11 protein-coding genes and 1 riboswitch are annotated in these 26,161 nt (G+C 46.9%); all 11 genes read right to left on the reverse strand.

Going from position 1 to position 26,161, the window contains the following annotated elements:
* Position 1: 1 nt before the first annotated feature.
* The 11 genes from PCH02S_RS20810 to PCH02S_RS20860 all read right to left on the reverse strand — a co-directional run bounded on the left by PCH02S_RS20810 (position 2) and on the right by PCH02S_RS20860 (position 26,086).
* Positions 2 to 2,455, reverse strand: a complete 2,454-nt coding sequence (locus PCH02S_RS20810) for an endo-1,4-beta-xylanase (RefSeq protein ID WP_127455869.1) — start codon at positions 2,453 to 2,455, stop codon at positions 2 to 4.
* Between the two features lie 504 nt (positions 2,456 to 2,959).
* Positions 2,960 to 9,235 (reverse strand): glycoside hydrolase family 3 N-terminal domain-containing protein, encoded by a 6,276-nt coding sequence (locus PCH02S_RS20815; RefSeq protein ID WP_127455870.1) that lies wholly within the window; start codon positions 9,233 to 9,235, stop codon positions 2,960 to 2,962.
* Between the two features lie 401 nt (positions 9,236 to 9,636).
* A complete protein-coding gene (locus PCH02S_RS20820; protein WP_246069191.1) occupies positions 9,637 to 10,752 on the reverse strand; it encodes a sugar ABC transporter permease in 1,116 nt (371 codons plus the stop codon).
* A gap of 83 nt (positions 10,753 to 10,835) precedes the next feature.
* On the reverse strand, positions 10,836 to 12,347 hold the full coding sequence (locus PCH02S_RS20825; protein WP_127455872.1) for a xylose ABC transporter ATP-binding protein: 1,512 nt from the start codon (positions 12,345 to 12,347) through the stop codon (positions 10,836 to 10,838).
* Positions 12,348 to 12,431: 84 nt separating this feature from the next.
* Positions 12,432 to 13,547, reverse strand: coding sequence for a D-xylose ABC transporter substrate-binding protein (gene xylF / locus PCH02S_RS20830; RefSeq protein WP_218033170.1), 1,116 nt, complete (start codon positions 13,545 to 13,547; stop codon positions 12,432 to 12,434).
* A 215-nt stretch (positions 13,548 to 13,762) separates the two neighbouring features.
* Positions 13,763 to 15,331: a response regulator gene (locus PCH02S_RS20835; RefSeq protein WP_127455873.1), complete on the reverse strand. Its 1,569-nt coding sequence runs from the start codon at positions 15,329 to 15,331 to the stop codon at positions 13,763 to 13,765.
* Between the two features lie 22 nt (positions 15,332 to 15,353).
* Complete coding sequence (locus tag PCH02S_RS20840; protein ID WP_127455874.1) at positions 15,354 to 16,790, reverse strand: sensor histidine kinase; 1,437 nt, start codon at positions 16,788 to 16,790, stop codon at positions 15,354 to 15,356.
* A 5-nt stretch (positions 16,791 to 16,795) separates the two neighbouring features.
* Positions 16,796 to 17,773, reverse strand: a complete 978-nt coding sequence (locus PCH02S_RS20845; protein ID WP_127455875.1) for a sugar-binding protein — start codon at positions 17,771 to 17,773, stop codon at positions 16,796 to 16,798.
* A gap of 225 nt (positions 17,774 to 17,998) precedes the next feature.
* Positions 17,999 to 23,977: a DUF4430 domain-containing protein gene (locus PCH02S_RS20850; protein ID WP_127455876.1), complete on the reverse strand. Its 5,979-nt coding sequence runs from the start codon at positions 23,975 to 23,977 to the stop codon at positions 17,999 to 18,001.
* Positions 23,978 to 24,133: 156 nt separating this feature from the next.
* A riboswitch (cobalamin riboswitch) is annotated at positions 24,134 to 24,339 on the reverse strand.
* Positions 24,340 to 24,542: 203 nt separating this feature from the next.
* Complete coding sequence (locus PCH02S_RS20855) at positions 24,543 to 25,022, reverse strand: DinB family protein (RefSeq protein ID WP_246069188.1); 480 nt, start codon at positions 25,020 to 25,022, stop codon at positions 24,543 to 24,545.
* 104 nt (positions 25,023 to 25,126) lie between these two features.
* A complete protein-coding gene (locus PCH02S_RS20860; RefSeq protein ID WP_127455877.1) occupies positions 25,127 to 26,086 on the reverse strand; it encodes a proline dehydrogenase family protein in 960 nt (319 codons plus the stop codon).
* Between the last annotated feature and the right edge of the window lie 75 nt (positions 26,087 to 26,161).

Here is a 26,161-nt window from a genome sequence, read left to right on the forward strand (position 1 = left end):
CTTATTTAAGTATTTTTCTAGCCAAAGATGCAAGGTCCAAGATGTCGATCTTACCGTCGTTATTCAAATCGGCATTCTTGTAGCTGGACCAGTCCGGATCAGCGGAGGTTTTGCCGTAGGCTGCCGCAACAATTGCCAGGTCACCCACGGAATAACGGCCGTCGCCGTTCGTATCGCCAGGCTGCGTGCGAATCACTGCATCGTTAAATGTCTGCAGGGCTGCATTCAACGCGATTACGGCCTGCTCAACCTGATACTGGGTTGCCGCAGCGTTATTCGCTACAGCCTTCGCCTGATTGATAGCTGCCTGCAGCGTTGCTTTGGAGCCCACCGGATACTGACCTACCTGGGTTCCCACAACGGCAGCGTCATGCTTGCTTTGTGCATCGGCGATTAAGGTATTGAGGACTGTTTTATCAACGACCACACTGTTCAGCTGAACCGTATAAGACGTGCTCTGCAGTTCTTTTTCGACGCCGACTTCATTGGCAACGACAGCCTTGGACAAGGAAATCGTAGCTGCTGCAGCCTGCGTGTCGAATTTTGGTTTCCAAGAAAGCTTCAGAAGACTACCGTCAAGATGGGCGTTTTTCCCAGTTGTTGCTACAAGGAACCGAACTTCTCCTCGCTTCTGAGTCTTGTCAACGATCACAACTTCAGTCGGCTTCACGGATTCGGCCGATACGTATTCCAACTGACTCGGATCATAAGTAAACGTTAAGTCCTGGGCATAAATATTTTGATCCATGCCGCTCAAGCCATAATTCAGATCAAAGGCTGCTTCTTTAGAAGCTTCCGCTGGGCCTTCAAGAACAGCGCCCGGTTTCAATACAGGTACTGCTGCCGTCAAAGCGTTTGCGGCGTCCTTCACGTTATTTACGCCATTAATATCATAGATTCTTACGCCCAGAACATCATTGGCTGCTTTGCGGGCCGCAACAAATTTGTTCCAGCTATCAGGAGTGTACTTATCCTTGGAGGAATCCTGAGGAAGATTACTCAGCATCTTTTTCAATTCAATCCGGGCCACGCTGCCTATCATCGCATAGTAGGACATCTTAGCCGTGTAGTTCGTATTTCCATTGCTGTCGGCCGACATGAAGATATGCGCACCCTTTCTGGCGTTGAAGGTGCTTGTATCGCTGACTCCATCAAAGGCGTACACGCTCAGCTTGCCGCCATTGCCCTTGCTGTTCTCGAGCAGGAAATCGAATTGATCCGCCTGCCAATCAGCCTGTTCCCTTTGGATTTCAGGTAAATTCGCCATGGCAGCCGTCCAGCCGTTTCTAACCAGTGCCACATGTGCGTTGGGCGTGTTATCCCAATTCGTTTTCGTCCAGTTCGGATTCTTCGAGCCGTCCGGCAAATAGTACGGCAGTGCGTTCGGATCATAATTCGGATTGGCCACAAGATCGGAACGTGTGTCGGATTCGGTAAATTGGATTTCATCGCAGATGGCGGCGAACTTATTGAAGGTCTCTTTAAACACGTTCAGGTCGAGTGAAACCGCGTTCCTGTTCTGCATACCCACGACGAAGGTTGTACCGTCTTGCTTCATCTGCTGATAGATAGGTTTCAACATGGTGATGGTGGCGCTGCGCTTTGGCTCATAGGGTTTATCGGCGTCGTAAAAGTCATTGTATACAAACGTCCAGTTTGCTCCCAATGCTTTGTTGTATTTCGAGGCTGATGCAAAAGCCTGCCTGATATACTCACTCTCTGCCAGGAGCCTGTCTTCACCGGTCAGATCCGTTTTTTTGAAAATGCGACCCCAATTGCTGACCTGGTAATCGCTTTCATTACGGATATAGCCTGTATAGTCATCAATAGCCTCGTTGACCACATCCCACGAGTAGATGACATCGTTGTAAGGGGAGAATTTTTCAAATACAGCTTTGATATAGGAATCGATTCTAGCCAGCATAACCTCCCTGCTTGCCCAGGGCTTAGTGGTTGAAAATCCTTCATGGAAGAAAGCTTCCGGCGTCTGGTTGTGCCAAAGGAGCGTATGACCTTTGATCTTGACCTGATCGTTAGGCCCCCGGTTTTTGTTCAAATTCCTGACATTGTTCAAGAAAGTCTCTTGAGAAGTTGTTGAGGCAAGTATGGCGGTCTTATTTGCCTTATCAATCGCAGCCGCACGCTCTTCATCGCTGGAATAGGCTGCGTTTAAAGCGCTGTTATATGCTGCAGCCGACTGGCTGGAGCCAAACAGAGATTGCGGCTTTAATTCATTAGCCGGGGACCAGCTGTTATAGTGGTGCTGCAGCATGCTTTGCGGATCGCCGCCCCCAAAAAAGCTGTTCATCCCATTAAATGAACCGAACTTAAAATAGTTTTCAAAAGTCTGGTAAAGCGATGGAAGCTCAGGCTGATAGGTTGCCGAAGCAGGCTGAACTAAAAAAGTCATCAGCATGGTAACCATAAGTGATAATGCTACTATCTTATTTCTCATCGTGATTTCCTTCCTCCTATATGAAATTCATTACTGCAATCTGTTTCTTCACCCTATCATCCGATAGTAACTCTCAAAAGAAGACTAAAAATAGCACCACTTATCATCTTGATACATTTTGTATCATAAACTGCATATCCCCTCCAATTCAGTGGCTATCATTGGTTATCCTCCAAGTGCCTTCAAGTAAATGTCCCCATAACTTTCAATTCATGATCTTGTCTACCATTTGTTCATGTTCTGCCTTCCCCCTCTATTGGTTAAACATATTGATTACGCTTACATCATTTATTGTATCAGCGTCAAAAGCGGGCTGCTATGGCGGCGGCCCGCATTCCTTTGCCCCCTATCAGCATTCATTTAACCCAATATGAAAACGAACACAATATTTTTACAGTTTCTAGCATTATTCTGCGCTCGCCAAAAATTTACTGTTCCCTTCATTAACTGAAGAGGAGGGCGCAGAAGCGCCCCCCTCTTTACTCCACTTTCATCAATTGTTTATTACTGAAGCCAATTCGCTACAATCATACGTGCTACTGCTGCTAATTCAAGAATCGTAATCTCATGATTATCGAACAAATCAGCCTTCTCTACCTTATCCCAATCAGGTTGATCTTTCTTAACACCGTAATATTTAGCAAGTATCGACAGATCCTGGATCGTAATGGAGGTAGCACCAGGTACAAGAGTCACAATCTTCGTTGTGAATGTTGTTGTAGCATCATTCAATGTTACTACCGCTGCATCAACCATCGACTGTGTAGTTCCACTGTTGACCTTCACGTTGTTCGCTGCATCAATAGCTGCTTGAAGGTTCATGATTGCAACTTCTGGATATTGACCGATTTTGTTGCCCACTGTAGCTTTAGAAACCTTAGCTTGAGCTGCAGCAATCGCTTGATTTAATGCTTCTAAATCAACAGAAGGTGAAGTCGTTGAATTCACGCTAGCTCTGAATGTGCTCTCTGCTGTCGTTAATGTCGTCACTGCTAAGTTCACCTCAGATTGCGTTACCGTAATACTATCACGGACACCGATTGCAGCATCAATCGCAGCTTGAAGTACAGCCTTCGTACCCGTTGGATATTCACCCGGCGCTGATCCTTCCACTGCAGAGTTCAACACTTGCTGAGCATCTGTAATTGCTGTATTCAATGCCTCCTTATTGATATGGATAATCGAACCAGTGAAGCTTGTAACTGCATTATTCAATGTAACAAGTGCATTAGCAACGTCAGATGGTGTCGAAGCTCCATTGTGCACCACTACTGATGCACTATCAATTGCAGCTTGTAAGATTGCTTTGGAACCTGCTGGATATTGGCCCTCTTGATTTCCTTCAACCGCTGCTTGAAGAAGTGCTTGCGCAGCTGCAACTGAAGCAATCAATGCCATCTTATCTGCCTGCACAACTTGTATGTTAACCGTAGCCTGAGATGTGTCGGGTAATGAATAATGGTTCTCGTCACCGACGATTTCCTGCTTGGTTACAGCAACATTTGTAGTCCCAGCAGCAGCATCACCCTTGGCTTTGCCGTGAAGAACGAATAATTCCCCATCACCTGTTAAGAATTTGCCTGTGACTCCCATAATAATCAGGATTTCTCCAGTTTCCGGTTTCACAGCTGTCTCAAGAACTTGGAGTCCATTCCGTGTAGAAGTAACTGAACCTGCTTGCAAGACGTTGACACCATTATTCAGTGAAGTAGCAAACTCAATCATAGCCGGATCGTACTTTAACTCCACACTTAGAATATTAAAATTATGAGTCAATCCAGTAACGCCAATTGGAAGGTTAACCGACTGACCCACAACCACTGGCGATGAAGGGCCACTAATGCTGGCCTTTGCACCAACTTGAGGTGCTGATCCTTCCGATCCAGGTACGCTTAAGTGAATAGGAGTACTTACTACATTGTTAGTTCCATCAGAAATCGTATACGTGTACGTGATTTCTCTTGTGTAGACAGATTGAGTAACACTACCTGTTGCAGAGAGAATACTCGCATCACTTGAACCGTAGCTGATGGTATACGTTGGAGTGATGCTATTAACGAGTTGTACAGTGTTTGATCCTTCACTAAATTGTACGCTTTCGGGTAATAGCGTTCTAACATATTCAGAAACTTTGGTTGCAGCATTAATTTTCATTTGAGCTGGAGTGACCGGTAGTGCATCATTTGTATTCAGTACCTGAACATATTCTACATAGGTATCTATCACTGGGCTACTAGCTGTGTTCTTCGTTGCGAATAGTCCCATTTTGATATTGTTAAGGCTTAAATTAATTGCTGTACCTACATTAGTATAATTAATACCATCCAACGAATATGAGCACTGGTAACTATTTCCGGTCTTGGCCATTCTTAGATAAACGGTTAAAGCAGCGTCTCCATTGGCATTAACAGCATTTGTTCCAGATGAAGCGAATACCTTATTGATTTCACGTCCAGATTGGACTAGAATACCACTTCCGTTGTTTTCGGCATCCAGCTTAACATAGTTATCCTCATCCTGCCATGCTAAGAACGCAAATTGTTGATAGGTTGCAGATGGTGCTACAGGATAGTGAACCTTAGTAACAATATCCCAATCACCACCGGCTGGGGCTGTAAATACGTTATTCCAAGCGGCATTTGTTTGATAGATATCCCCCGTTAATGTAGGAAGACGTAGTCCCTTACCTTGTACTAATGAGTAATTAGCAGCATCTTGTTTAAGAATTGTCCAGAAGTTTGACAAATTCTCAGAGGTTGTATTAACAAAGTTGAAGCTTTCAGCCCGATAATTAAGCTTAAAGCTATATGTTGTTGTGCCGAAAGGACTTGTTATAACAGCAGTGGCATTGCCTGGAATGGTTGTTGCTTGGTTCACGACACACGTTAAACCATCTCCACACTCTACTGAGTACTCGTAATCTTCAGGCAATGCATCCTCTGGTACAACTACATCATAGGTTGTAATACGCGGATCAAACCCTGGAATATCTACTCCACCCTTTTGGATTTTATCCGCCACAGGATTTAATGCATCAAGGCTTCCAATTCTCAAGTATTCAAAAGATACATTGAGTGCATCCGCGCTTACATTACCATTAGTTGCAATTAGGCCTAATTGTGGCGCAGCGAAATTCACTGCAGCTGTTCCGGAGTAATTAGACCAAGTGACACCGTCAGCGGACCATTGTGCTGAAATCGTTCCATTGCTTCTAATCAGACGTAAATACATCTTTGTGTTTCCTGCTGAATTTGTGTTGCCCGTAACTACGGTTGCTGTCCCATTGACGACTTTATACAATGCAATTCGGTTTGTAGTTCCCGTAGAACGTTCATAAACAAGTTTTACGTAATTAGAGTCATCTTGATAATAGATCAACCCGCCTTGCTGATTGTTAACAGTAGGAGTGGCTGAAAAATTCATAGCAGTCTGAGATACGAAATCGCCAATCGCTGGCTGCATAACTAAGTTCTGAACTGCATTTACTGCTGCCTGTTTTGTTCTGATAGTCACTCCATTATTCGTGTCGAAAGAATAATTCGAATCTTGTCGTACGACGGAGTAGTGACTATCTAAAGCTGTTGCTCCTTTGAACTCAGCACTTACCGGTGGCCGACCAAAGTTAACTGTATAAACCTTACTAAATGTTGAATCAGTTACTGTAATATTTGCTGTTCCAGGAATACCATTTGCTTGCACGATTGTTACAACGCTATCAGCGTTAGCAGAAGCAGCCGCTACCACTGGAGTTGCACTCTGTTCGAAAGGAACTACTACATTATACTGATTTATGGAAGGATCAAAACCGCTAACTGTAGTCCCGTTAATCTTGAGGTCTTTAAGAGTGGTAGCAGGATTAACATAGACTATAAAGTCAGTTGAACGTTGTTCTCCTGCGTAACTAACGGTTGCGGTAATCGTTGCGACGCCAGCTGCGACAGTAGTGATTTGGTCGCCAGCTACTGAGACCACCCCAGGTCTATTGCTGCTATAGGTGACGGTCATTCCAGCTGGCATAGCTTTGCTGGAACCCTTGGCAATATATCCATACAGCGAATCATCATTCATTGCCACTGTGACTTGTGGAAGTACAGTCTTACCTTTGTCGAAGAATACCCGAGTTGGGATATCTAATGCCACGTCGCTGTCCTGACGAGGTTTAGCTGTTACAACACTTAACTTAGGAGCTAATGAGCCTGTAACAAAAATATCCTTGTTAAGTTTAATGTCCGCATCTGCACTCGATGTGCTGAACTGCAAATTGTGTCTCCCTGTATCCATAACCCATTTGCCTGCTGCTTCATCATAAAAACGTAAATCTGGCACTTTAACGGTTATGGTAACTGGAACTGTTTGCCCTGCATTTACCATTACTTTCTTGAATCCAATAAGACGTTTGATAGGACGTTGATTAACACCTGTTTGGGTAGAGTCTGGTGTTGAAGCATAAAGCTCTACAATATCATTTCCGTCTCTATCACTTGTATTCGTAATATTCATAGAGACATTGATCGTATCGTTAGCATCAACAGAATTCCCTGCGCCTAAACCTGTTACTGTCATATTGGAATATGCGAAGTTTGAATAGCTCATTCCATATCCAAAACTGTAGAGAGGAGCTCCTTTTGATCCATCATAATACATATATGTGCGACCAGGGGAAGTAACCGTTGTGGATGCACTTGTATTATTACCTGTTTTATAGGTATCAGGTCCAGGTGTAATTCTGTAACTTCTTATGCTAGGGAATTGGTCATTCTTGAACCAAAGGGTTGATGTACGCCCACTCGGGTTATATTTACCTAGCAAAACATCTGCTAGTCCCAATCCCTTAACTTGACCGTTGTATCCACTCCATAACAGGGAAGGAACATCTGCAGATAAAGTTGATAGGTCGTCTGGGCTGGTACTTTCAATAACGGTGACTGTTTTAGGATTTTTGACGGCAACAGCATTAGCCAGCGCCAGCTGCGCTCCTGGTAATGTGTTATTAGGGTTTGTATTGCCGCCTCGATCACTATCCTCTGCAGCAGTTGCTTGTTCTGTGCCAAGAGCAACGATAGCTAAATCATAACCTGATGCAAGATCAATCGCTGCATTATCAAGTGTCGTCATACCTGCATAAGTTGTACCCGTATTGGTGAAGCCCTTTTTCCAGTCAACCACAGCATTGGGATTGATTTTTTGAATTTCTGCTTTGATACCGTTGTAAGGGTTTACCATTTTAGCGATGCCGCTAGCGCCGGAACCTGAAGAATAACCACCTAAGAAAAAGCTGTTATTCGTTGTATTGTAGTTAGCATTAAGACCATACACGACAACTTTAAATTCACCAGTTGAAGGCACATTGATTGGAAGCACTGGTTTGTTACCATTTGATGCGACTGGATTGTTTCTTAACAAGATCAAGGATTCTGCTGCTGCTTGACGAGCAATATCAGATCTTTCTTGAGTTATGTTCTTACCGTCACCGCCGGTACCCGAATTAAACGTCCACAAGCTTCCATTTCCTAAAGCAGTTCTTCTAGCAATTGCATCATCATACCAGGAAACTTTGTTTGTCGATGATTGAATGATGCCTGCTGCATTTCTAACCGTATCATCAAACTCGCCCAGTTTCATTCGAGTAGTATACAAATCAAGCATATCTACATCTATCGCATTCTCTGTGAATATGCCTGAAGGAGTAGGAAGTTTTGCTGCTGCTGCTCCAGGAAGTTCTGCGCCATAGCTAGAGCCGGCATAGCCTGCATTACATACTAGATTCGTACCAAACATTGCGGCCCATGCGTATCCTTCTTGCGTAGTCATGGCCCTGGTCATTCCGGGATACATATAGTTCTGTCTGGATGGTGACACAGCCATCGCTATACTATCGCAGTCCGTTGTTACATAACCGGAGAACCCAAAGGTTTGACGAAGAAATGTTTCCATTAAATTTCGGTCTAATGTAACCGGTGTACCATTAACACTATTATAAGAGCTCATGATAGAGGTAACATCCGTATTTTTAATAATCTCTCTATAAGGTTTAGTATAGAACTCTCTGAGCTCCCGACCTGTTACATCAGAGCTGCCATTCAGACGGTTTACTTCAGAATTATTCGCAGTATAATGCTTTATGGTACTTACAGTCTTTAAGTACCCATTGGGATCAATTAGGCTACCGTCCATATTCTTACCTTCCAGGCCATTTACAAACTGCCCGGCAATTCCAGCTGTTAACAAGGGATCTTCAGAAAAGGTTTCATCCGTGCGTCCCCAACGCGTATCACGAGCTAGATTAATTGTTGGTGAGTAAAAGGTTAACATACGGTCACTATCAGGAGCTGTTTCACGAGCTTCATCACTAATAGCCGTTGCTACTTTGTGCATAAGCTCTGGATCCCATGAACTTCCCATGGAAAGCCCAATCGGATATGAAGTTGCATTATTGATGGTTGTCGCGTTACCAGAAGCATTAAGCTGATACCGGGATACACCGTGCAGCGCCTCATTCCACCAGCCATATGAAGGAATTACTTTGCCGTCGGAAAGGGTGATTGATGGCGATGCGCTTCCGTTCATTTGAGATGCCTTCTGTGAAATAGACATCTTTGAAATCATGTCTGCTGCCCTTTCCTTAAAGGAATAGTGCTCAGAATCCATATAAATCGGCAATGTCTGTGGTGCAGGCTCAGCTGCATAACTTCTTTGAGGAGCCAGCCCTGCTAATAGTGGTGTTGCACATATAGCACCACATAATGTACTAGAAATAACCCGTTTCCACTTTTTCAGCATTTTTTCCTTTCCCCCTATGACTACTGATTCGATGATAGCTACCTACAAGCTAAAACTTATCCTACCTTTTTCCTAAACATGCAAGTTCGAAAGTAATTTCCAAAAAGGGGGGCACAAGTAGTACTTTCCTTTGATTTGGATACATTTCGTATCAACACATGCACACATCCCCCTATTCAGATTGCGCCTTGCCATTGCCCCAAGGCCCGCCTTCTGCCACCATACTACATTTCCGGTTTCCCCCTCTTATTAGTTAAACAAAATGATTCCGCTTACATGATCTATTGTATCAGCGTCAAAGTAACATTGTATACAACATAATCTTGCAAATGTCGCTCTCTACCCCAGTAACGCAAAAGGCAACGCCCAAACCCGCCATCGGAAAATGACGGGCGGTGCTCTTATTTAGCCGCTTTTTTATTTCTATTTGAAATGTCCAGCCATACGGCGAATACGAGAATGCTTCCCTTCACGACGTACTGCCAGAACGATTCCAACCCCATGAGTGACATGCCGTTGTCGAGAGATGTCATCACGAGGGCACCGATGATCGCTCCAGACACCTTGCCCGAGCCTCCCATCAATGAGGTCCCCCCGATGACGCAGGCGGCGATCGCATCCATCTCCGCCATGTTGCCCGCCGAGATGGTGGCCGAGGATAAGCGGGATGTCAGCACGATCGAGGCGATAGCGGCCAGCAGACCGCTGAACATGAAGACAGTCATGGTTTTCTTTTTGATATTGATGCCGGACAGACGCGCTGCCTCCACGTTGCCGCCAAGTGCGTATATGTGCCTGCCGAAAGTCGTCCTCGTAGCTATGAAGGAAAACAAGAAGGCTAACACGATGACGAAAATAATCGGAAACGGGATGCCCTTGTAGCTGTTCACGACGAGCACGAACAAAACCACCAGCAGGCTATAACCAGCCGCCTTCAAGATATCCACTCCCAGAGGCTGCACGCCGAAGCCGTATTTAAGCTGGGATCTCCGCCTGCTGAACGTCGACCAGACGATGGCGGCGATGGCCAATACGGCGAGAATCAAGCCGAAGCCTTTGGCGAAGTAGGCGTTGCCCATTAACGCCAAAGCCGGATCGGACACCGAGATCGTCGTCGATTTCGTCACGCCCATCAAGGCCCCGCGAAAGACGAGCATGCCCCCTAGCGTGACAATAAAGGCGGGCACTGCCTTGTAAGCGACGAGCCACCCTTGGAAGATACCGAGAATCGCCCCGGCCACCAGCGTCCCCAAGATGACGACGCCTGCCGGCATGCCCCACCAATTGCTGAGTATGGCGGCGATCCCACCGGTCAGCCCGACGATGGAGCCTACCGACAAATCGATATGGCCGGCGACGATGACAAGCACCATGCCGATCGCGAGGATGGCGGTTACAGACATCTGCGTGAACAGATTGGACAAGTTCCGAGGAGTGAGAAAGGTATCGTTCAATAAACCGAAAAGCAGCCAAATCAAAATCAAAGCGCCTACCATCGTATAAGCGCGCGCATCCATGTTGCCGAACAAGCTTTTCCATGCCGGCCGGTTAGGGCTGACGGAGCTCGTCGTTTCTGTAGTGTGTGTGGCAGGTTGCATCGTTATTTCCCTCCTGTAGCGGCCAGCATAATATTTTCCTGGGTCGCTTCTCGATAATCCAGCTCGCGGACGAATTGTCCTTCGCTCATGACAAGTATCCTGTCGCTCATCCCGAGTATCTCCGGCAGCTCCGAGGAAATCATGATGATGGCCACGCCCTGATCGACCAGCCGGTTCATCAGGTTGTAAATTTCATACTTTGCTCCGACATCGATCCCTCGTGTCGGTTCGTCCATGATCAAAATTTTCGGATTGGACATGAGCCATTTTCCGATGACGACCTTTTGCTGGTTGCCCCCGGACAAGGTGCCCACCGGAGTGTCCAACGACGACGTCTTTGTCTTTAATTCCTGTACATACTTCTGGCCCCACTTGATCTCTTCGTTATCGTTGATCACGCCGTACCTGGATACTCGATCCATCGTAGCTAAGGTCGTGTTGGTTTTCACGTCCATAGACAATACGAGCCCCTGACGTTTGCGGTCCTCGGTCACTAGCCCTATTCCGGCCGAGATGGCGTCGGCTACCGAGCGGATCCTCGCCGGTTCGCCGTCAATCTTCACTTCCCCTTCGGCCCTTCCTTCATAGGCCCCGAACAAGCTCGTAACGAGCTCCGTCCTTCCCGTTCCCATCAAGCCGGCGATCCCTAAGATCTCCCCCTTGCGCAAAGCGAAGCTGACGTTGCGGATGACGCGGTGGCCGGCTTTTTCCTTATGCCAAACGGAATAGTTGCTCACTTCAAGCACCGTTTCCTTGGGGGTGTGCGCGACGCGGGGGTATCGCTCGGTCAGTTCGCGCCCCACCATCAAAGAGACGACTTCATCGTCATTCGTGTCGCACCTGTCCAGCGTCGCTATAGTCCGACCGTCCCGCAGAATCGTAATGCTGTCGGCAAGACGGAACACCTCGGGCATTTTGTGCGAAATGTAAATGCAGGAAACCCCATTCTCGCGGAGCTGATGGAGAATGCCCATCAGAATCTCGACCTCGCTCTCCGTCAGAGCGGCGGTCGGTTCATCCAGAATGAGGATCCTCGTATGCTTGGACAGCGCCTTGGCAATTTCGACAAGCTGCTGCTGGCCGATGCCGAGCGAGCCGACCCGCGTATCCGGTCTGACATGGAGACCGACGCGCTTCAGCCAAAGTGCGGCATTGTAATACAGATCATCCCATTGAATGACACCTCGCTTGGTAGGCTCAGCCCCCAGAAAAATGTTCTCCCCGATCGTCATATCCTTCACAAGCGCAAGCTCCTGATGGATGATGCCGATACCGGCCTTCTCGGCATCGGCGATGGAACGGAACTCCTGCTTCACGCCGTTGACCCGGATTTCACCCGTATATGTGCCGGCTGGATAAAGTCCACTCAGTACCTTCATCAGAGTAGATTTGCCTGCTCCGTTCTCACCGCAGAGCGCGTGGATTTCTCCCTGACGCACCTTAAAATTTACGCCGCTCAAGGCTTTGACGCCGGGAAATTCCTTCGAGATATCGATCATTTCCAATACGTGCATCTTCCCAGCTCCTATCGGATCGTTACTTTTGAGGAAGGGGCAAGACGGCCAGGTGACGGCGCCTTACCCCGAATTCGAATCCCGTTATTGCTTTGGCCATTGGTCCTTCGGCACGTTCTTGTAAACATCCTCCACCTTGTGGAAGCCGTCCTTGATGACCGTGTCCGCCAGGTTTGATTTGTCAACGGAGATCGGATCCAGCAGGACGGAAGGAACATCGATTTTTCCGTTGTTAACCTTTTTCCCGGCATCTGCGACTTGGCCTTGCTTCGCCAGCGCTACAGCCATTTCCGCCGCCTTCGTGGCGATCGCTTTAATCGGTTTGTACACCGTCATCGTTTGCGTTCCTTGGGCGATGCGCTGAACAGCCGCTAAATCGGCATCCTGTCCGGATACGGGGACTTTACCTGCCAGCCCTTGCGCCGTAAGCGCCTGAATGACTCCACCCGCCGTACCGTCGTTAGCCGCAACCACCGCTTGGATGTTGTTGTTGTTGGCAGTTAACGCATTCTCCATATTTTTCAGTGCCTCTTCAGGCTTCCAATCCTTGGAGAACTGGTCGTACACGATCTTGATGTCGCCCTTTTCCTTCAACGGGTTGAGGATTTTCATTGCTCCTTCTTTAAACATGTGGGCGTTATTGTCCGTATCCGCACCGCCGATGTAGACAAAATTGCCCTTCCCTACTTTGTCGGTCACCGCTTTAGCCTGCATTTCGCCAACCCTAACATTATCAAAGGAGATGTAATAATCTACATCGGAATTTTTGATCAGACGGTCGTAGGAGATGACCTTGATTCCCTCCTTGTGGGCTTTTTCCACAATCTGAGCCGTCGCTTCCGCATTATGCGGAATAACGACCAACACGTTAACGCCCTGCGAAATCAACTGCTCCGCCTGGCTCATCTGCGTGGCGTCATCTCCGTTGGCCGCCAGCGCCTTGACTTCCCCGCCGAGCTCTTTCACTTTTTCCGTAAAGATGTCGCGGTCTTTCTGCCAGCGCTCTTCCTTCAATGTGTCCATCGACATGCCGATGACGATCTTGCCGCTATTTTTAGCTCCTGCAGCGGTCTGGCTAGGTGATGCCGCCGCACCCTTCGTCTCCTTGCTGTTGTCCGATACGATGCCGCAGCCCGCTACGGAAGCGGCCAGCACCAGCGTCACCATGCCAAAACCCGATCTTTTCAACCATTTGTTCATGTCCAGGTTTCCCCCTCTAATTGGTTAAACGAATTGATTCCGCTTACACAATTTATTGTATCAGCACCAAAAGCGGACTCGCTACATCGGCGGTCCGCACTCCTTTGTCCTTTAACAGCATTCATTTGATCGAATATGAAAACGGATTCAAATATTTTCAGTTTCCAGCACCATTTTGTGGAAGAAGCAAAAAAGTCCTTGCCGGAGCAAGGACTTCAAGGGCTGAGATGCTGACGGAATTCCGTCGGCGTGACTCCCGTCGTTTTTTTGAAAATGCGGCTGAAATAGTTCGGATCGTTGTAGCCGGCCATATAGCATATCTCTTTGAAGCTGAGCTCTTCACTTTCCAGCAGCCGCTTGGCTTCATCAATCCGCAGCCGGGTTACGTAATCGATGAACGTTTCCCCCGTATGCAGCTTGAATGTTTTGCTGAAATAATACGGGCTCAGATTTACGTATTCCGCCGTCTGCTCCATGGAGATATCGGACTTGTAGTGCTCGCCGATATACGACTTCGCCCGCTCGATCACGCGGAATTGGCGGTGCTCCCGCTCCTCGGTCATATCCTCGAGCATCCGCTCCAGCTGCTCTGCCGCGGCCTGGCGCAGAGAGGCCATCCCCGCCACCCCGGCGAAGTGGGAGACGATTTCCGCCGGGGACCGATGCGATATTTGCCGGGCCAAGGAGATCAATAACCCAACGACCTCATCCCGGCATACACGGTCGTCAGCCCCGGAGCCGGCGATCAGACGTTCCAGCACATCCAAGAAGCGGATACGCGCTTCTTCCTTATGCTGCCGCTGCAGCGCGTCCAGCAGCTTTCTTTCCTCATCGAGCGCGATACCCGGCATACCGTCGCGCTGGCAAATATCTTCATAATGCCGAATGCGTACGACATCCGTGGAGTCCGCCGAGGCGGCGGCCGCTTCCTGATAGGAGCGGCGAAGCCCCTCCATCCCTTCCCCGACCGTGCCGATCCCGATGGACAGGGGCAGCTTGAATCGGTGTTCGGCGAAGGCCTGCAGCCGTTCCCCAAACACAAGGGCATCCACTCGGTTTGTAAAGCCCGCACCAGAAGACGGAACCGGGACGAAAACCGCCATCCGGTTGCCGATCATAGGAGAGACCATGCAGGCAAGCTGCAGCTTGGCGTACTGCTTGAGATCTTCGTGCAGGACCTTTCGGACGCTTTGCAGGTGTTCCCAATCCTTCCGTTCTCCGAAAGGAAAGGACAGCACCATCGCATAGCCCTGCTCCCAGCTTATATTCAGCAGCTCCACAAGATACCGCAAATCAAACTCCTGGATGCAGTCCATCATCAGCATCATCGTCAGCTCATTCTCCGCCAGCGGCAGCAGCCGGGTCAGCTTCTCGCGAATCTCAAGCTCCTCCCCGCGTCTGCGCTTCTCTTCCTCCAGTTCGGCTGCCTGCTTACGCAACACCTCTATCAGCTCATCGCGCTTGGCGGGCTTCAGGATGTAATCCTTCACACCGAGCGACAGCGCTTCCTTCGCGTAAGCGAAATAATCGTGAGCCGTCACCAGAATGATCCGCACCTCCTGATGACGTGACATAATCTCGCGTACGGCCTCCAAGCCCTGTATTCCCGGCATTTTGATATCCATAAAAATAAAGTCGGGGCGCTTCTCGTCCGCCATTTGAATCGCCTTGCGCCCGTTTTCCGCATGAATAAACTCAAACTGGCCCGGCAGCATGCGGCTGACCATCATTTCGAGGCCCTCCCGCTCCAAAGCTTCATCATCGGCAATCAGCAATCTGTACATCGTTCATTTCCCCTTTTCCGGTTCAAGCCACACCTGTAGACAGCGGCAGATAAAACCTGATTGTCGTACCCTCTCCTTCAGCGCTGATAATCTCGATGCTCTGCATTCCGTCGTAAAACAATTGCAGCCTCTTGAAGACATTCACCGTCCCAAGCCCCGTCGATTGTTCCTTCCCTCTATGCGGCCGCGGAACATCCTTCACGATGGATTGAAGCAGCATGGTTCTGATGTCCTCGCTCATGCCGGCTCCGTTATCGGCGATTTCGATGAGCACCCGGCCTTCCCGGCAGGCGATGCCCAGCTTTAATAGCGCACCTTCCTCCATACCTTCGATGCCGTGCACGAGAGCATTTTCCAAAATTGGCTGCAGCGTCAAACAAGGAACGATCTGCTCCATAGCCCTTTCGTCAATCTCCGTTACAAACTGGATCCGGTCGCGGAACCGTGCCTTCTGAATCGCCAAATATTCCAGCGCATTCTGCACCTCATCCCGAAGCGTTACCGGATGGTCCAGTTTCTGCAGGTTGTAGCGCAGCAGGCGCGAGACGGATACCGTTAAATCGCTCGTTTTCTCCGCTCCTTCAATGTAGGCGAGCTTCGCGATCGCATTCAGTGTGTTGAACAGAAAATGCGGGTTGATTTGGCTTTGCAGCGCTTTCAGCTCCAGCTCCTTCACCAGCCGGTCCTTCTCCAGCCCCTTCATGTTTTTATCCATTAGTTCCTGAATATTGTCGAGCATGCGATTGAAGGTTTGGCACAGGATACCGATTTCATCGCCTGTCGAAAGCTCCGGAGCCTTCGTATCCAGCTTGCCCTTGGAAATTTGCTTGGCCGTAAGAACGAGACGACGGATCGGACCGCTAATGCTGCTTGACAGCCATAGCGAGAAAACAATACTGAGCAGCGCGACTGTAAAAACCAGATACACGCCAAGATTGTTCATCTTGGCAGTGGTCAGTATGATGTTCTCGTAAACCGGCCGGTAATGCTCCAGCTCCAAATCCACTAGCGCCTGACCGTCCTCACCAATATAACGGGAGATCCGCTCCGCCTGCAGATAAGCCCCGGCTTTTGCGTTGGAATCCCCCTCCTCACCGCCGATCATGCTCCGTGTCTGTTCCTGGAACGTATCGATCATATTCTGATAATTTAGAATCGGGAGCGCATTCACTTCATTTTTTTCCATATTCGCCAACTGCTCTCTCAAGCCTTTCAGCGCCTCCAAATGCTTCCTCAGATCCGGGTAGCTCTCCTCATCGATCTGGATAACGTACCGGTTCAAGTACCGCATAACCTCCTTGCTCTCTTTGGAAACCTGCTTATAGAGCAGAATGCGGTCCATCATCAGGTAATAGCTTTCCTGGACGTTCTTGCCGCTTTCGAACAAAAAATAGGAAACAAAGCTCATCAGCAACACAAGCAGGGGGATAAAAATAAACAATTTCGAACGAATGCTCATGAGGATCACTCCGCTTTCAATTGGCTTTTGTCGATGACCTCCACCTTGGTAAACTGTGTGGAAGGAAGCGTGCGGCCTTGGAAGTAATCATTAAACAGATGGACGGACATCTCCCCCATACCGTACGGCTGCTGAACGACAGTCGCTTCAATCTCGCCCTTGCGGATGGCATCCAGCGTTTCCTGCAAATCGTCAAAGCCGGCGATCCGGATATCATCCCGCTTCAAGCTCTTTTGCGCTTGGAGGATGCCGAAGGCGTCCGTAGCGCTTGTTCCGACCATCATGCCGATGTCCGGATGCAGCTGCAGCATGTCCGCCGCCTGCTGGATCGCCTCCATCATGGAGATGTTGGAAGCCCGCACATCCACAATTTGCAGCCCTTTGTACTCGTCGATGACACTTCTTAACCCGCTTAATCGCTGCAGCTGGCTCTCAGCCGATTCGCTGCCGACAATGACGCCAATTTTGCCCGTTCCGCCGGTCGTTTGCACCACGATTTCCCCGAGACGCCGGCCCGCTTCTACATTGTCCGTTCCGATATAAGCCAGCCGCTTGCTGGTTGGAGCATCCGTATCGATGGTCAGCACCGGTATGCCCCGCTCCACCGCCTTATTGATCACGGGCGTAAATAGGCTGTCATTCAGCCCCTGTACGATGATCCCGTCCACCTTGGAAGCGATGGCTTTCTCCAGCAATTTAATCTGCTCCTCCATGCTGTTACGTACCGGTCCGATGCATTCGATGGCGATATTGTCGGCCTGCGCCGCCTCCGTCGCCCCCTTCTCCACCAGCTGCCAATAGGGATGCCCCTGCTCCTGCTCAATCAGTACGATATGCCGCCGCTTGAAGGCTTGTTCCTTTTCCCCCTTCAGTTCATCGACAATATACTGGATTTTGCTGGACTCCGAAGCAAAGCGGATCAATAAGAAGCCGAACACCGATATGATTAGCGCGATGCTGACCAGCCACTTTTTATCCGTCATGTTTCCACCTCTCAACTTACCATTTATCATAGCGGAAAAAGAAAGCGGATACAATTGGTACCAGGAAAAATTTGTTAGCATGTTTGTAACATACGACGTCAAGACTTTGTTTTTGAGAAAAACAAAAAAGCAAAATAATCGCCCTTCAGAATTAATTAGAAAACGGAGCCCGCAAACCAGCGGCGCTCCGTTTATTTTGTTTCATATTAGCGCTTTTTTAAGCAGTTAGGGCTGAGTTGTTTCTTTTTGAGCATCATTCTTATAGTGGTAAGCTCTCATAGCCACAACGGCTGCCATTTCCCTCGTTACCTCATTGCTAGGTTGGAAACGGTTGTCCCACCCGGACATAAGCTGACGTGCCATAATCGTTTGTACATCAGCTTTCGCCCAATCGGACACTTGGTCTAGATCTTCAATGGCTGGCGTTTGCCCACCGGCTTGAATGCCCAGCGCTTTGACGATGATAACCGCCATTTGCTCTCGTGTCAGCTTCTCGTCCGGATTAAATTGATCGTTCGTGAAGCCTGTAATAAAGCCTTCTTTATACGCTGCATTCACATAAGGATAGAACCAATCCTTCTGAGAGACGTCTTTGAAGTTAATGATGCTGCTTGTCTTTACATCTATTCCGAGGATGCTCACTAGAATCTTAGTGAACTCTGCTCTTGTAATAGTGGCTTGAGGATTAAATTTACCATTGCTGCCGTCAATAAATGCTTTCTGAGATGCTTCTGTAATGGCCTCCATTGCCCAATTTGAAATTAACTGGGTGTCGGCATACAGATTTTTCAGATCAAACGGCTTCACCGTCTCCTGCTGACTTACGGAATAGGAAACGAAATTCGTGAAATGATTTGTTTTAATAATTAGATCTTTGTCTTTTACAAATGCGTAGGTAATTTTTTCATTCCCTTTTGTCGCCTCGGCACCTTTGGCATCCGACTCATAAACCTCAATCGGTGTGAAGGTATTCCCTTCGATAAATCCTACACTTTGATCTTTAGCACCTTTGATGACAAAAGTAAGCGGCTTATCGAAAATGACGGATTGATCCGCATTCCCCATGGCAAAAGCATAAGCCAGCTTCACAATCTTCGTTTTCGCGCTTTTTAAACTGCCTTTGACGAGATTCTGCAGATTTGTGTCATCCGTATTCAAAGAGGTTAGCAGTTCAACACTAGGCTCCCCTGACTTCAAAACAGTGCCCTTGTTGATCGAAACGGTGATATCGCCTTTGATGGCGGTGATCATTGGGATGTTGTCTTTCACTTCATCCAAGTTAAGAATGACCTTGGCTTTCACATTAGGAATGTTAATCGTAATAAGCTCTTTGTCCTTTAATTCCTTAGTGATATTTACGTTGTAATTTTCGGTAATCGTTGCCGGAACATCAATAACCGTCTTTTTATCCGATGATTTACCTGTTTGTACGGGATCGCCTGTATATTTTTGTCCTAGATCTTCTCCCAAATTAGTCGTATAACGCCATTGCAGACTGTCGCCATCCTGAAGCGTATATTTGCTTGCGCCAAAGTTCGGATAGTCGCCATTTACATTGTACATCCAACCGCTGTTGCTGCCGTGGTCGAATTCGCCGTCACCTGCAATGGATTGCACATATACGCTGTCATATTTCTCTGACCACTCATATTCATAGCTAATCCCGCGGCTATCTAATGCTCTCTTAAGCAAGCTCCAAGCCGTATCTCCCGATTGAAGCTCTACGCTCGTTGCAGAGATAACATCACCCTTGCTGATCGTACGCTTATCAACGGAAATGGTAGCATGCTTCGTCGGTTGAGGAATTCCTCCGCCTCCGCCTCCACCAATTGGCGGTATTTCAACCGTGCTTGAAGCGTAAGCGATAAAGTCGGTAAAATGCTTAGTTTTGACAATCAAATCGTTCCCACTGTCGTAGGCGTATTCATTATTGCCACTTGCTTGGCCTGCCTCATCACTTGCAAACTTCTGAATCGCATGCGGAGTTCCATTCTCGATAAAGGCAGCTTCTTTGCCCTGCATGCCAGTGAAAGTCAAAGTGACGAATTGATTGAACTCTACTCGATTAGTACCGCCTAGCGTGATAGCCTGATGAACGGTATCCAGTTTCTTGCCGTTCGCAATAATCGTGTTAATTTTATCTTTTAATGCAGAACTTGCCGCATCATTGGTTGTGATTAACTCCAGTCCGGATGAATCCCCACTAACAATTTGGGCTCCCTTAGGGATGACCATGGAGATGTTGCCTTTAACTGCCGCGATGTGTGGCAAGCTGCTGTTCGAAGGCAAATTGACTTGAATTTTCGAATTGGAATTACTTGGAATTTCTATCGTTAATTCTTTATTTGCATCTGCACTCGTTACAGGGATGATGTAGTCTTTATTATCGGACGGGATCACAATTTTAGGTTGATCACCACTCGGTAACGGGAGCTCATTATCGCCTGGAGTAGGGACATCGACGACATCCGTCATATCATACAGACGATTGTTTCCATTCACGAATCGATCATAGGCTACTAAGGCATATGTGCCTTGATCCGTTGCCATGCCATCGACGGCTCCCGATTTAATATGCTTAAAGCCGCCATCTTCTGCTGCAAATGACATTAAGGCATCTAAAGCAGATTTTCCGTTTTTAATAAACCTTTCGTCGGTGTTTGGATCAATGCCTAATGCAGTTAACGCCGTAATGACTTGCGCGATACTTTCGCTGCTTTCGCCAAATCCGCCATCGCTGCCCTGCGTTTTTGCCAACCAAGCAATTGCACGCTCTCCAGCACTTTTTACATCTGGTCGGGTAGAATAATAAGGTGCAAGAGATTGCAGCGCCATTGACGTTATATCGACATCAGCTTTACCTGGGATTAACGCCCATCCGCCGGCATTCGCTGTTCCTTTACTTACTTCTTTTTCTAAAATATAATCGATCAGATTTTTTCTTGTAACTTGATTTTTCCCTGCCGGTACGACTGGAATATTCAATTTTTTGGTATCAAACGCAATGAGGGCAAATATAGGGCCATTTATGCCTTGCTTGATGACATAATCATAGTCCGAAAGTGCCTGCGTAAGATCATAGCCCGCAACTTCTCTTGGATTTTTTCCAATAGATGTTAGTCCAAGAATGGCTCTTGAGTGCTCTGTTCCTTTGGATTTATCCAAAACTCCTGAGTTTTCAGCCATTAACTCTTTTACTTCTTGTTCTACATTATTGTAATAAAACTGGTAATAGCCCTCTGGGACGGAATAATTAGCTCTAGCCAAGGAAAGCACGGACCAATCCCCGTCACCCGTTCCAAAAACAGGTTTATCTACCGTTTTCACAATATAGGCTAAATTCTTATTTAAGAGTTGTTTCGGGTTGCTTACACTACTAACTTTGTAAGTAATAGTAAACGATTGCTCAGCAGAATTCCCTGAGGAATCAGTAGCTGTAACAGTGATCGTGTTGGCTCCGACGTTAAGAACAACGCTGTATTTATCGGCAACCTTAGGTGTGACTGTTCCGTTCAGCTTCACTTCCGGTGCTATAACTTCAGCGCTGTTATCTGTTACGCTAACACTAAAGCTAAGATTTGGCTCTGATACTTCTTGGTTATTCGTTAGCCCGGTTACGGTTATGGTTGGTTTTTCTGTATCAACATCCGTCATATCATAAAGACGGTTGCTTCCATTTACGAATCGATCATAGGCTACAAGTGCATACGTGCCTTGATCAGTTGCCATAGCATCTACTTTTCCTGTTTTAACATGTTTAAAGCCGCCATCGGCTACCGCAAATGACATTAAAGCATCCAGAGCAGAATTACCATTTTTAATAAATCTAGTGTCTGATCTTGAATCTATGCCGACTGCCGATAACGCGGTTACCACCTGTGACAGGCTCTCGCTGCTTGTACTTCCGAAGCTTGTATAGCTTCCTTCACTATTTTGAGATTTGGAAAGCCAATTAACAGCTCGAGCTATCGCTGCTTTTACATCTTCATTAGACTGAGCATACGGAGCAAGTGCTTGCATCGTCATTCCGGTAATATCGACATCGGGTTTACCGCCGGGAGATAGCCCCCAGCCTCCTTGATCGGCGTTGCCTTTATTTGATTCTCCATCTATCAAATACTTAATTAGTTTATCTCTTGTTGTTTGCACTTTTCCTTCTGCGGCAGAAGGAATTGCATAGTTTTTAGAATCGAATGCAAGAAGGGCGAAGATTGGACCATTCATGCCCTGTTTAATGACATAATCATAATCCGAAAGTGCCTGTAAAAGATCATAGCCGCCTACATCTTTAGGTTCTTTTCCAATAGATGTTAGCCCAAGGATGACTCTTGAATGCTCTGTACCTTTTGATTTATCCAATACGCCGGCATTGGCAATCATTTTATCTTTTACTGTACTAACTACATTGTCATAATACGATTGATAATAGCCATCAGGTACAGAATAGTTAGCTCTGGCCAATGAAAGGACAGACCATTCTCCCCCGCCTGTTCCAAACTTCGGTTTATCTACCGTTTTTAGAATATAGGCCAGGTTTTTATTCAACTGTTCTTTCGCATTGCTTGCAGCGCTAGCTTTGTACGTTATGGTGAAAATTTGCTCTGCCGTATTTCCGAATACACCTTTGGCGGTGATTGCGATTGTGTTTACACCCAAGTTTAGAACGGCATTGTACGCTCCAGCTGTCTTCGAAATAACAGTTCCGTTCAGCTTCACTTCCGGTGTTATGACAGATGAGGTGTTATCCGTCGCTTCCACGTTAAAGCTAATATTTGCCTGGGATACTTCTTGCTTATCCGTCAACCCGGTCACTTTTAATGTGGGTTTAACATTACCATTCAGACTGGCTAGCGCACTATCGACGTCTTCCTGCTTACTTTCCATGTTGGTAAGCAGCGAATACGCTTGATCATATAGGGACTTAACAACTGCATTCGATAGAATCGCCGCTTTATTCGGATCACTGTTTATCTCTGCGATCCTAGCCGTCAGTGCATCCTTGTTAGCTGTTTGTATAAAGCCCGGACTCCACTCGTCGCCCCCCAGCGATGCTCCAAAACCATACACCGTGAACTGAGTTCGAACGACATCCCCATCATGTGGGATATAGTCGGACATCCCTACACTCGGGAAAACATTATTTACGGCATACATCCACCCGGACATAGGCGTATAATCGAATTCTCCCAGCCACTGCTCGTTATTCTTTGTACCTAATTGAACGCCATCTGCATCCATTTGCTCTTTGATATAATTCGGTACATTTACTTGACTACTAGCGTCTTTAACTTTAGATAAGTAAAAACGTTCTTCAGTGCTACCAGTATGCTGAATATTATCCTCACCCAATACGCGAGTGAGCACAGCTGCTCCATTTTCACCTTCGTAAAAAGGAACTTTAACCGGTTCTTTAGAATAACCTTGGCCTAATGTAAATTTCTCAACGGAAAGAGTTAGATTCCCAACCGGAATGGCCGGTGCCGTATTGACAGTCAATGGCTGAGTAGCTCTGACGATTCCCGGTGCTGCAGTTGCTTGATAATCCGTAACTTCAAGCGAATAATTTCCTGCACTTACACCTTTATCAAATGCTGCTATACCGTTTGGGTTCGTTACGACTGCTGTCCCACCGACAGTTACTTTCACACCGCTAGCCGGAGAGTTAATAAGTTGATTACTTGACCAATCATAAGTGCTCTTCGTAACCGTTACAGAGAACGGCTGGTTGGCTTTGACATCACCAGGTTGAATCGAAATAGATTGAACTAGTTGCGTATTAAAATCACCGTAATACACACTAACTTGGTCATTGCTTTCTAGTTCAAACTGATCCATTCCTACTGCAGGTATGATCCATTGCCCTTGACGTTTAACGGCAAAGTTCCATCCGTCATAGCCATTGTAAAGTCCTGCGTGTATCCCATTAATTCCTGACACATACGGACCATAGGCTGAATTTGTAATGTCTAATTGAATTTGGGCTTGCCTTAAATCAGCTTGCAACGCTTCTAACGCGTTTGAACCTTCCGCCACACCTTCGTGGATAAGTCCTTGTGGTCCTTCGATGTGAAGGCCAACTGAAACCGGTCCTTGATTCGCAGCGAAAATTGGATTAGCTGGCGCAATGGCGGTGAATAGGACAGATAACACCATGACCAATGACATCAAGGACGACATAGCTTTACGATGCATTTTGCTTAACATACCTTTCTTAACACTCCTTCAATTTTGTTAAAAAGCAAAGCAAAAAAAGGCAAGCCCCAGAGTGGGGTTTGCCTTTGATTCCAACAAAAAAACAATATCCATATGCCAAAAAAAGGCATAGGAATGCTAACTAATTTCTCACCCCCCGGAGAAACAGTGCGACAAGCAAAATAGGCAGGTATCCTGGCTCATGCATCCTCGTAAACTTTTCGCCTTCCCATCCCCTCAAGTGGGGACAGTGGCCTGATAGAAAAGCAACTCCGCATTTACAGTGGCGGGACCGCGCAGGTGTTGCACCTGACTTCCCTTTTAAGCACTTTCGACTCTGTTATCGATTGTGCACCTTATTTGCAATTATATAGTTGTACTGCCCATACTAGCGTTTAATCATTTATTTGTCCAGTAGATTCATAGGTTGATAGAATAAAATGTAACTAAATGTTTGGTTATTCATAAACTCAAACTGCTTCGGAATGGGATCTGCCAGAAATTTTAGGCTATGTTAAACCTTAATGTTGGTTTTTCCCCCAAAAAATACCGCCCTTTGAAAGGGCGGTTAATTTAACTATCGTTCTGAGTTTGGATTTTCTAAAGAATGCGAAATTTGCTTGAGATGGTGCTCCAAATGGTCAACATAGTCTTTAATAATCCACTCTAATGTTACAATCTGTTCTTCGCCCAAATCACATGAATTCTGTAACTTATCTTCGGGAATTTTCGCAATAACAGTAGCTATCTGCTTATTCAAACTCAACCATAAGTTTAAGATATGTTCAATTGGAAGGTTCTGATAATCCATAAGTTCTACCCAATGATTTTGGGCGTACTTAACCGCCGTGCAAGGCTGAACTTCATATTGAGCGCTAACGAATCGGTGCAAATTGTTGAGAGCAGAGTCAGACAAGTGTCCTAATATTTCTTTTATTGACCATTTGTTAGGCTGCGTTCGCTCAGAAAGAGCGAGTTCGGATAAAGCATCTATTTTTGACGGTAATTCGGTAATCCAATGGTTTAGGCTTTCTAGTGTTGGTTTAATAGTTTTCACTCCAATCTTGGTATACGCATTATAGCAAAATGTCGTACGTCTCCATTGTGCTTCATTCCTAGCGGACGTGAAGAATGCTATAACGAATCACACTCTCATTTTAGTTAGTAGTTGTTCTCCACTCCTTTCCCGCTTACTATATCGATGACTGCTTGATACAGATTAGGGGGATACTCCGCAATCCGGTGACATAGATACAAGTACCATTCATGACCGTATGGAACATAGATCCTTATAGGATTGCCCTCACTGCGAATTCTGTTAGCCAGATCCGGGCGGATCCCGTACAACATTTCAAGCTCAGCTTGAGAGTTTGTTAACCAGCCTCTCTCTAATACGGCATTTATGATAACGTCGTCATGAGTAGCAATAGATACTTGATGGCCTTGCCGGATTGCAGCTTCAACTAACTCCAAATAACGCTCATTCAGTTCGGGCGATCGTACAATCGATAGATACGCCGACTCCTGATAAGCCCCTTTTACTATGCGGATCCGGCCAGGTGACGTTAACGCAGCCAAATCCTCCGGTGTTCTCGTAAGATGCGCTTGCAAGGTAATGCCAATACTGGAGCATTCAGCTGCGGCCCGCTTATAAACGGATAAGATACCTTCGGTTTTTCCCGACTCCTCCATGCTGATAAACAATTCAATATTCGTACCTTCGGCTTGTTTTGCCATTTCCATCAAGTTGGAGTAAGCAAGAGAAGGACTTATCATTAATCCGATATGCGATAAATCGAACGACACCCGGCCCGGAACCCCAGACTGCTTCAATCCCTGAATAAGAGCTATCATCTCTGCCACGGCCTGTTCGCATTGTATGGCATCAGAGGTATTCTCACCAATATATTCAATAGAAAGAAAATAGCCTCTTCTCCATATCTTTTCTCCGGTTTCCAATCCTTCCTGAAGGCTATCCCCGGCGATATACCTTAACGCTGCTTGACGCAAAATCCGGTTTACTTGCGGATTCTGCTCCACGTAATCCTTCAAATCCCTGCGACGCGCAATAGATTTTAAAGCTGTTGTTAATTGCTGCTCCAATTTCAAATGTTCATTCATGCGGCATGCCACTCCCTTTTTCCGAATTGTGTTTATTGTAGGAGATAAAGGAGTGACGGTATTGTATAAAATTGC

It is taken from the genome of Paenibacillus chondroitinus NBRC 15376 (assembly GCF_004000765.1).
In the GTDB taxonomy this organism is placed as follows: Bacteria; Bacillota; Bacilli; order Paenibacillales; family NBRC-103111; genus Paenibacillus_E; species Paenibacillus_E chondroitinus.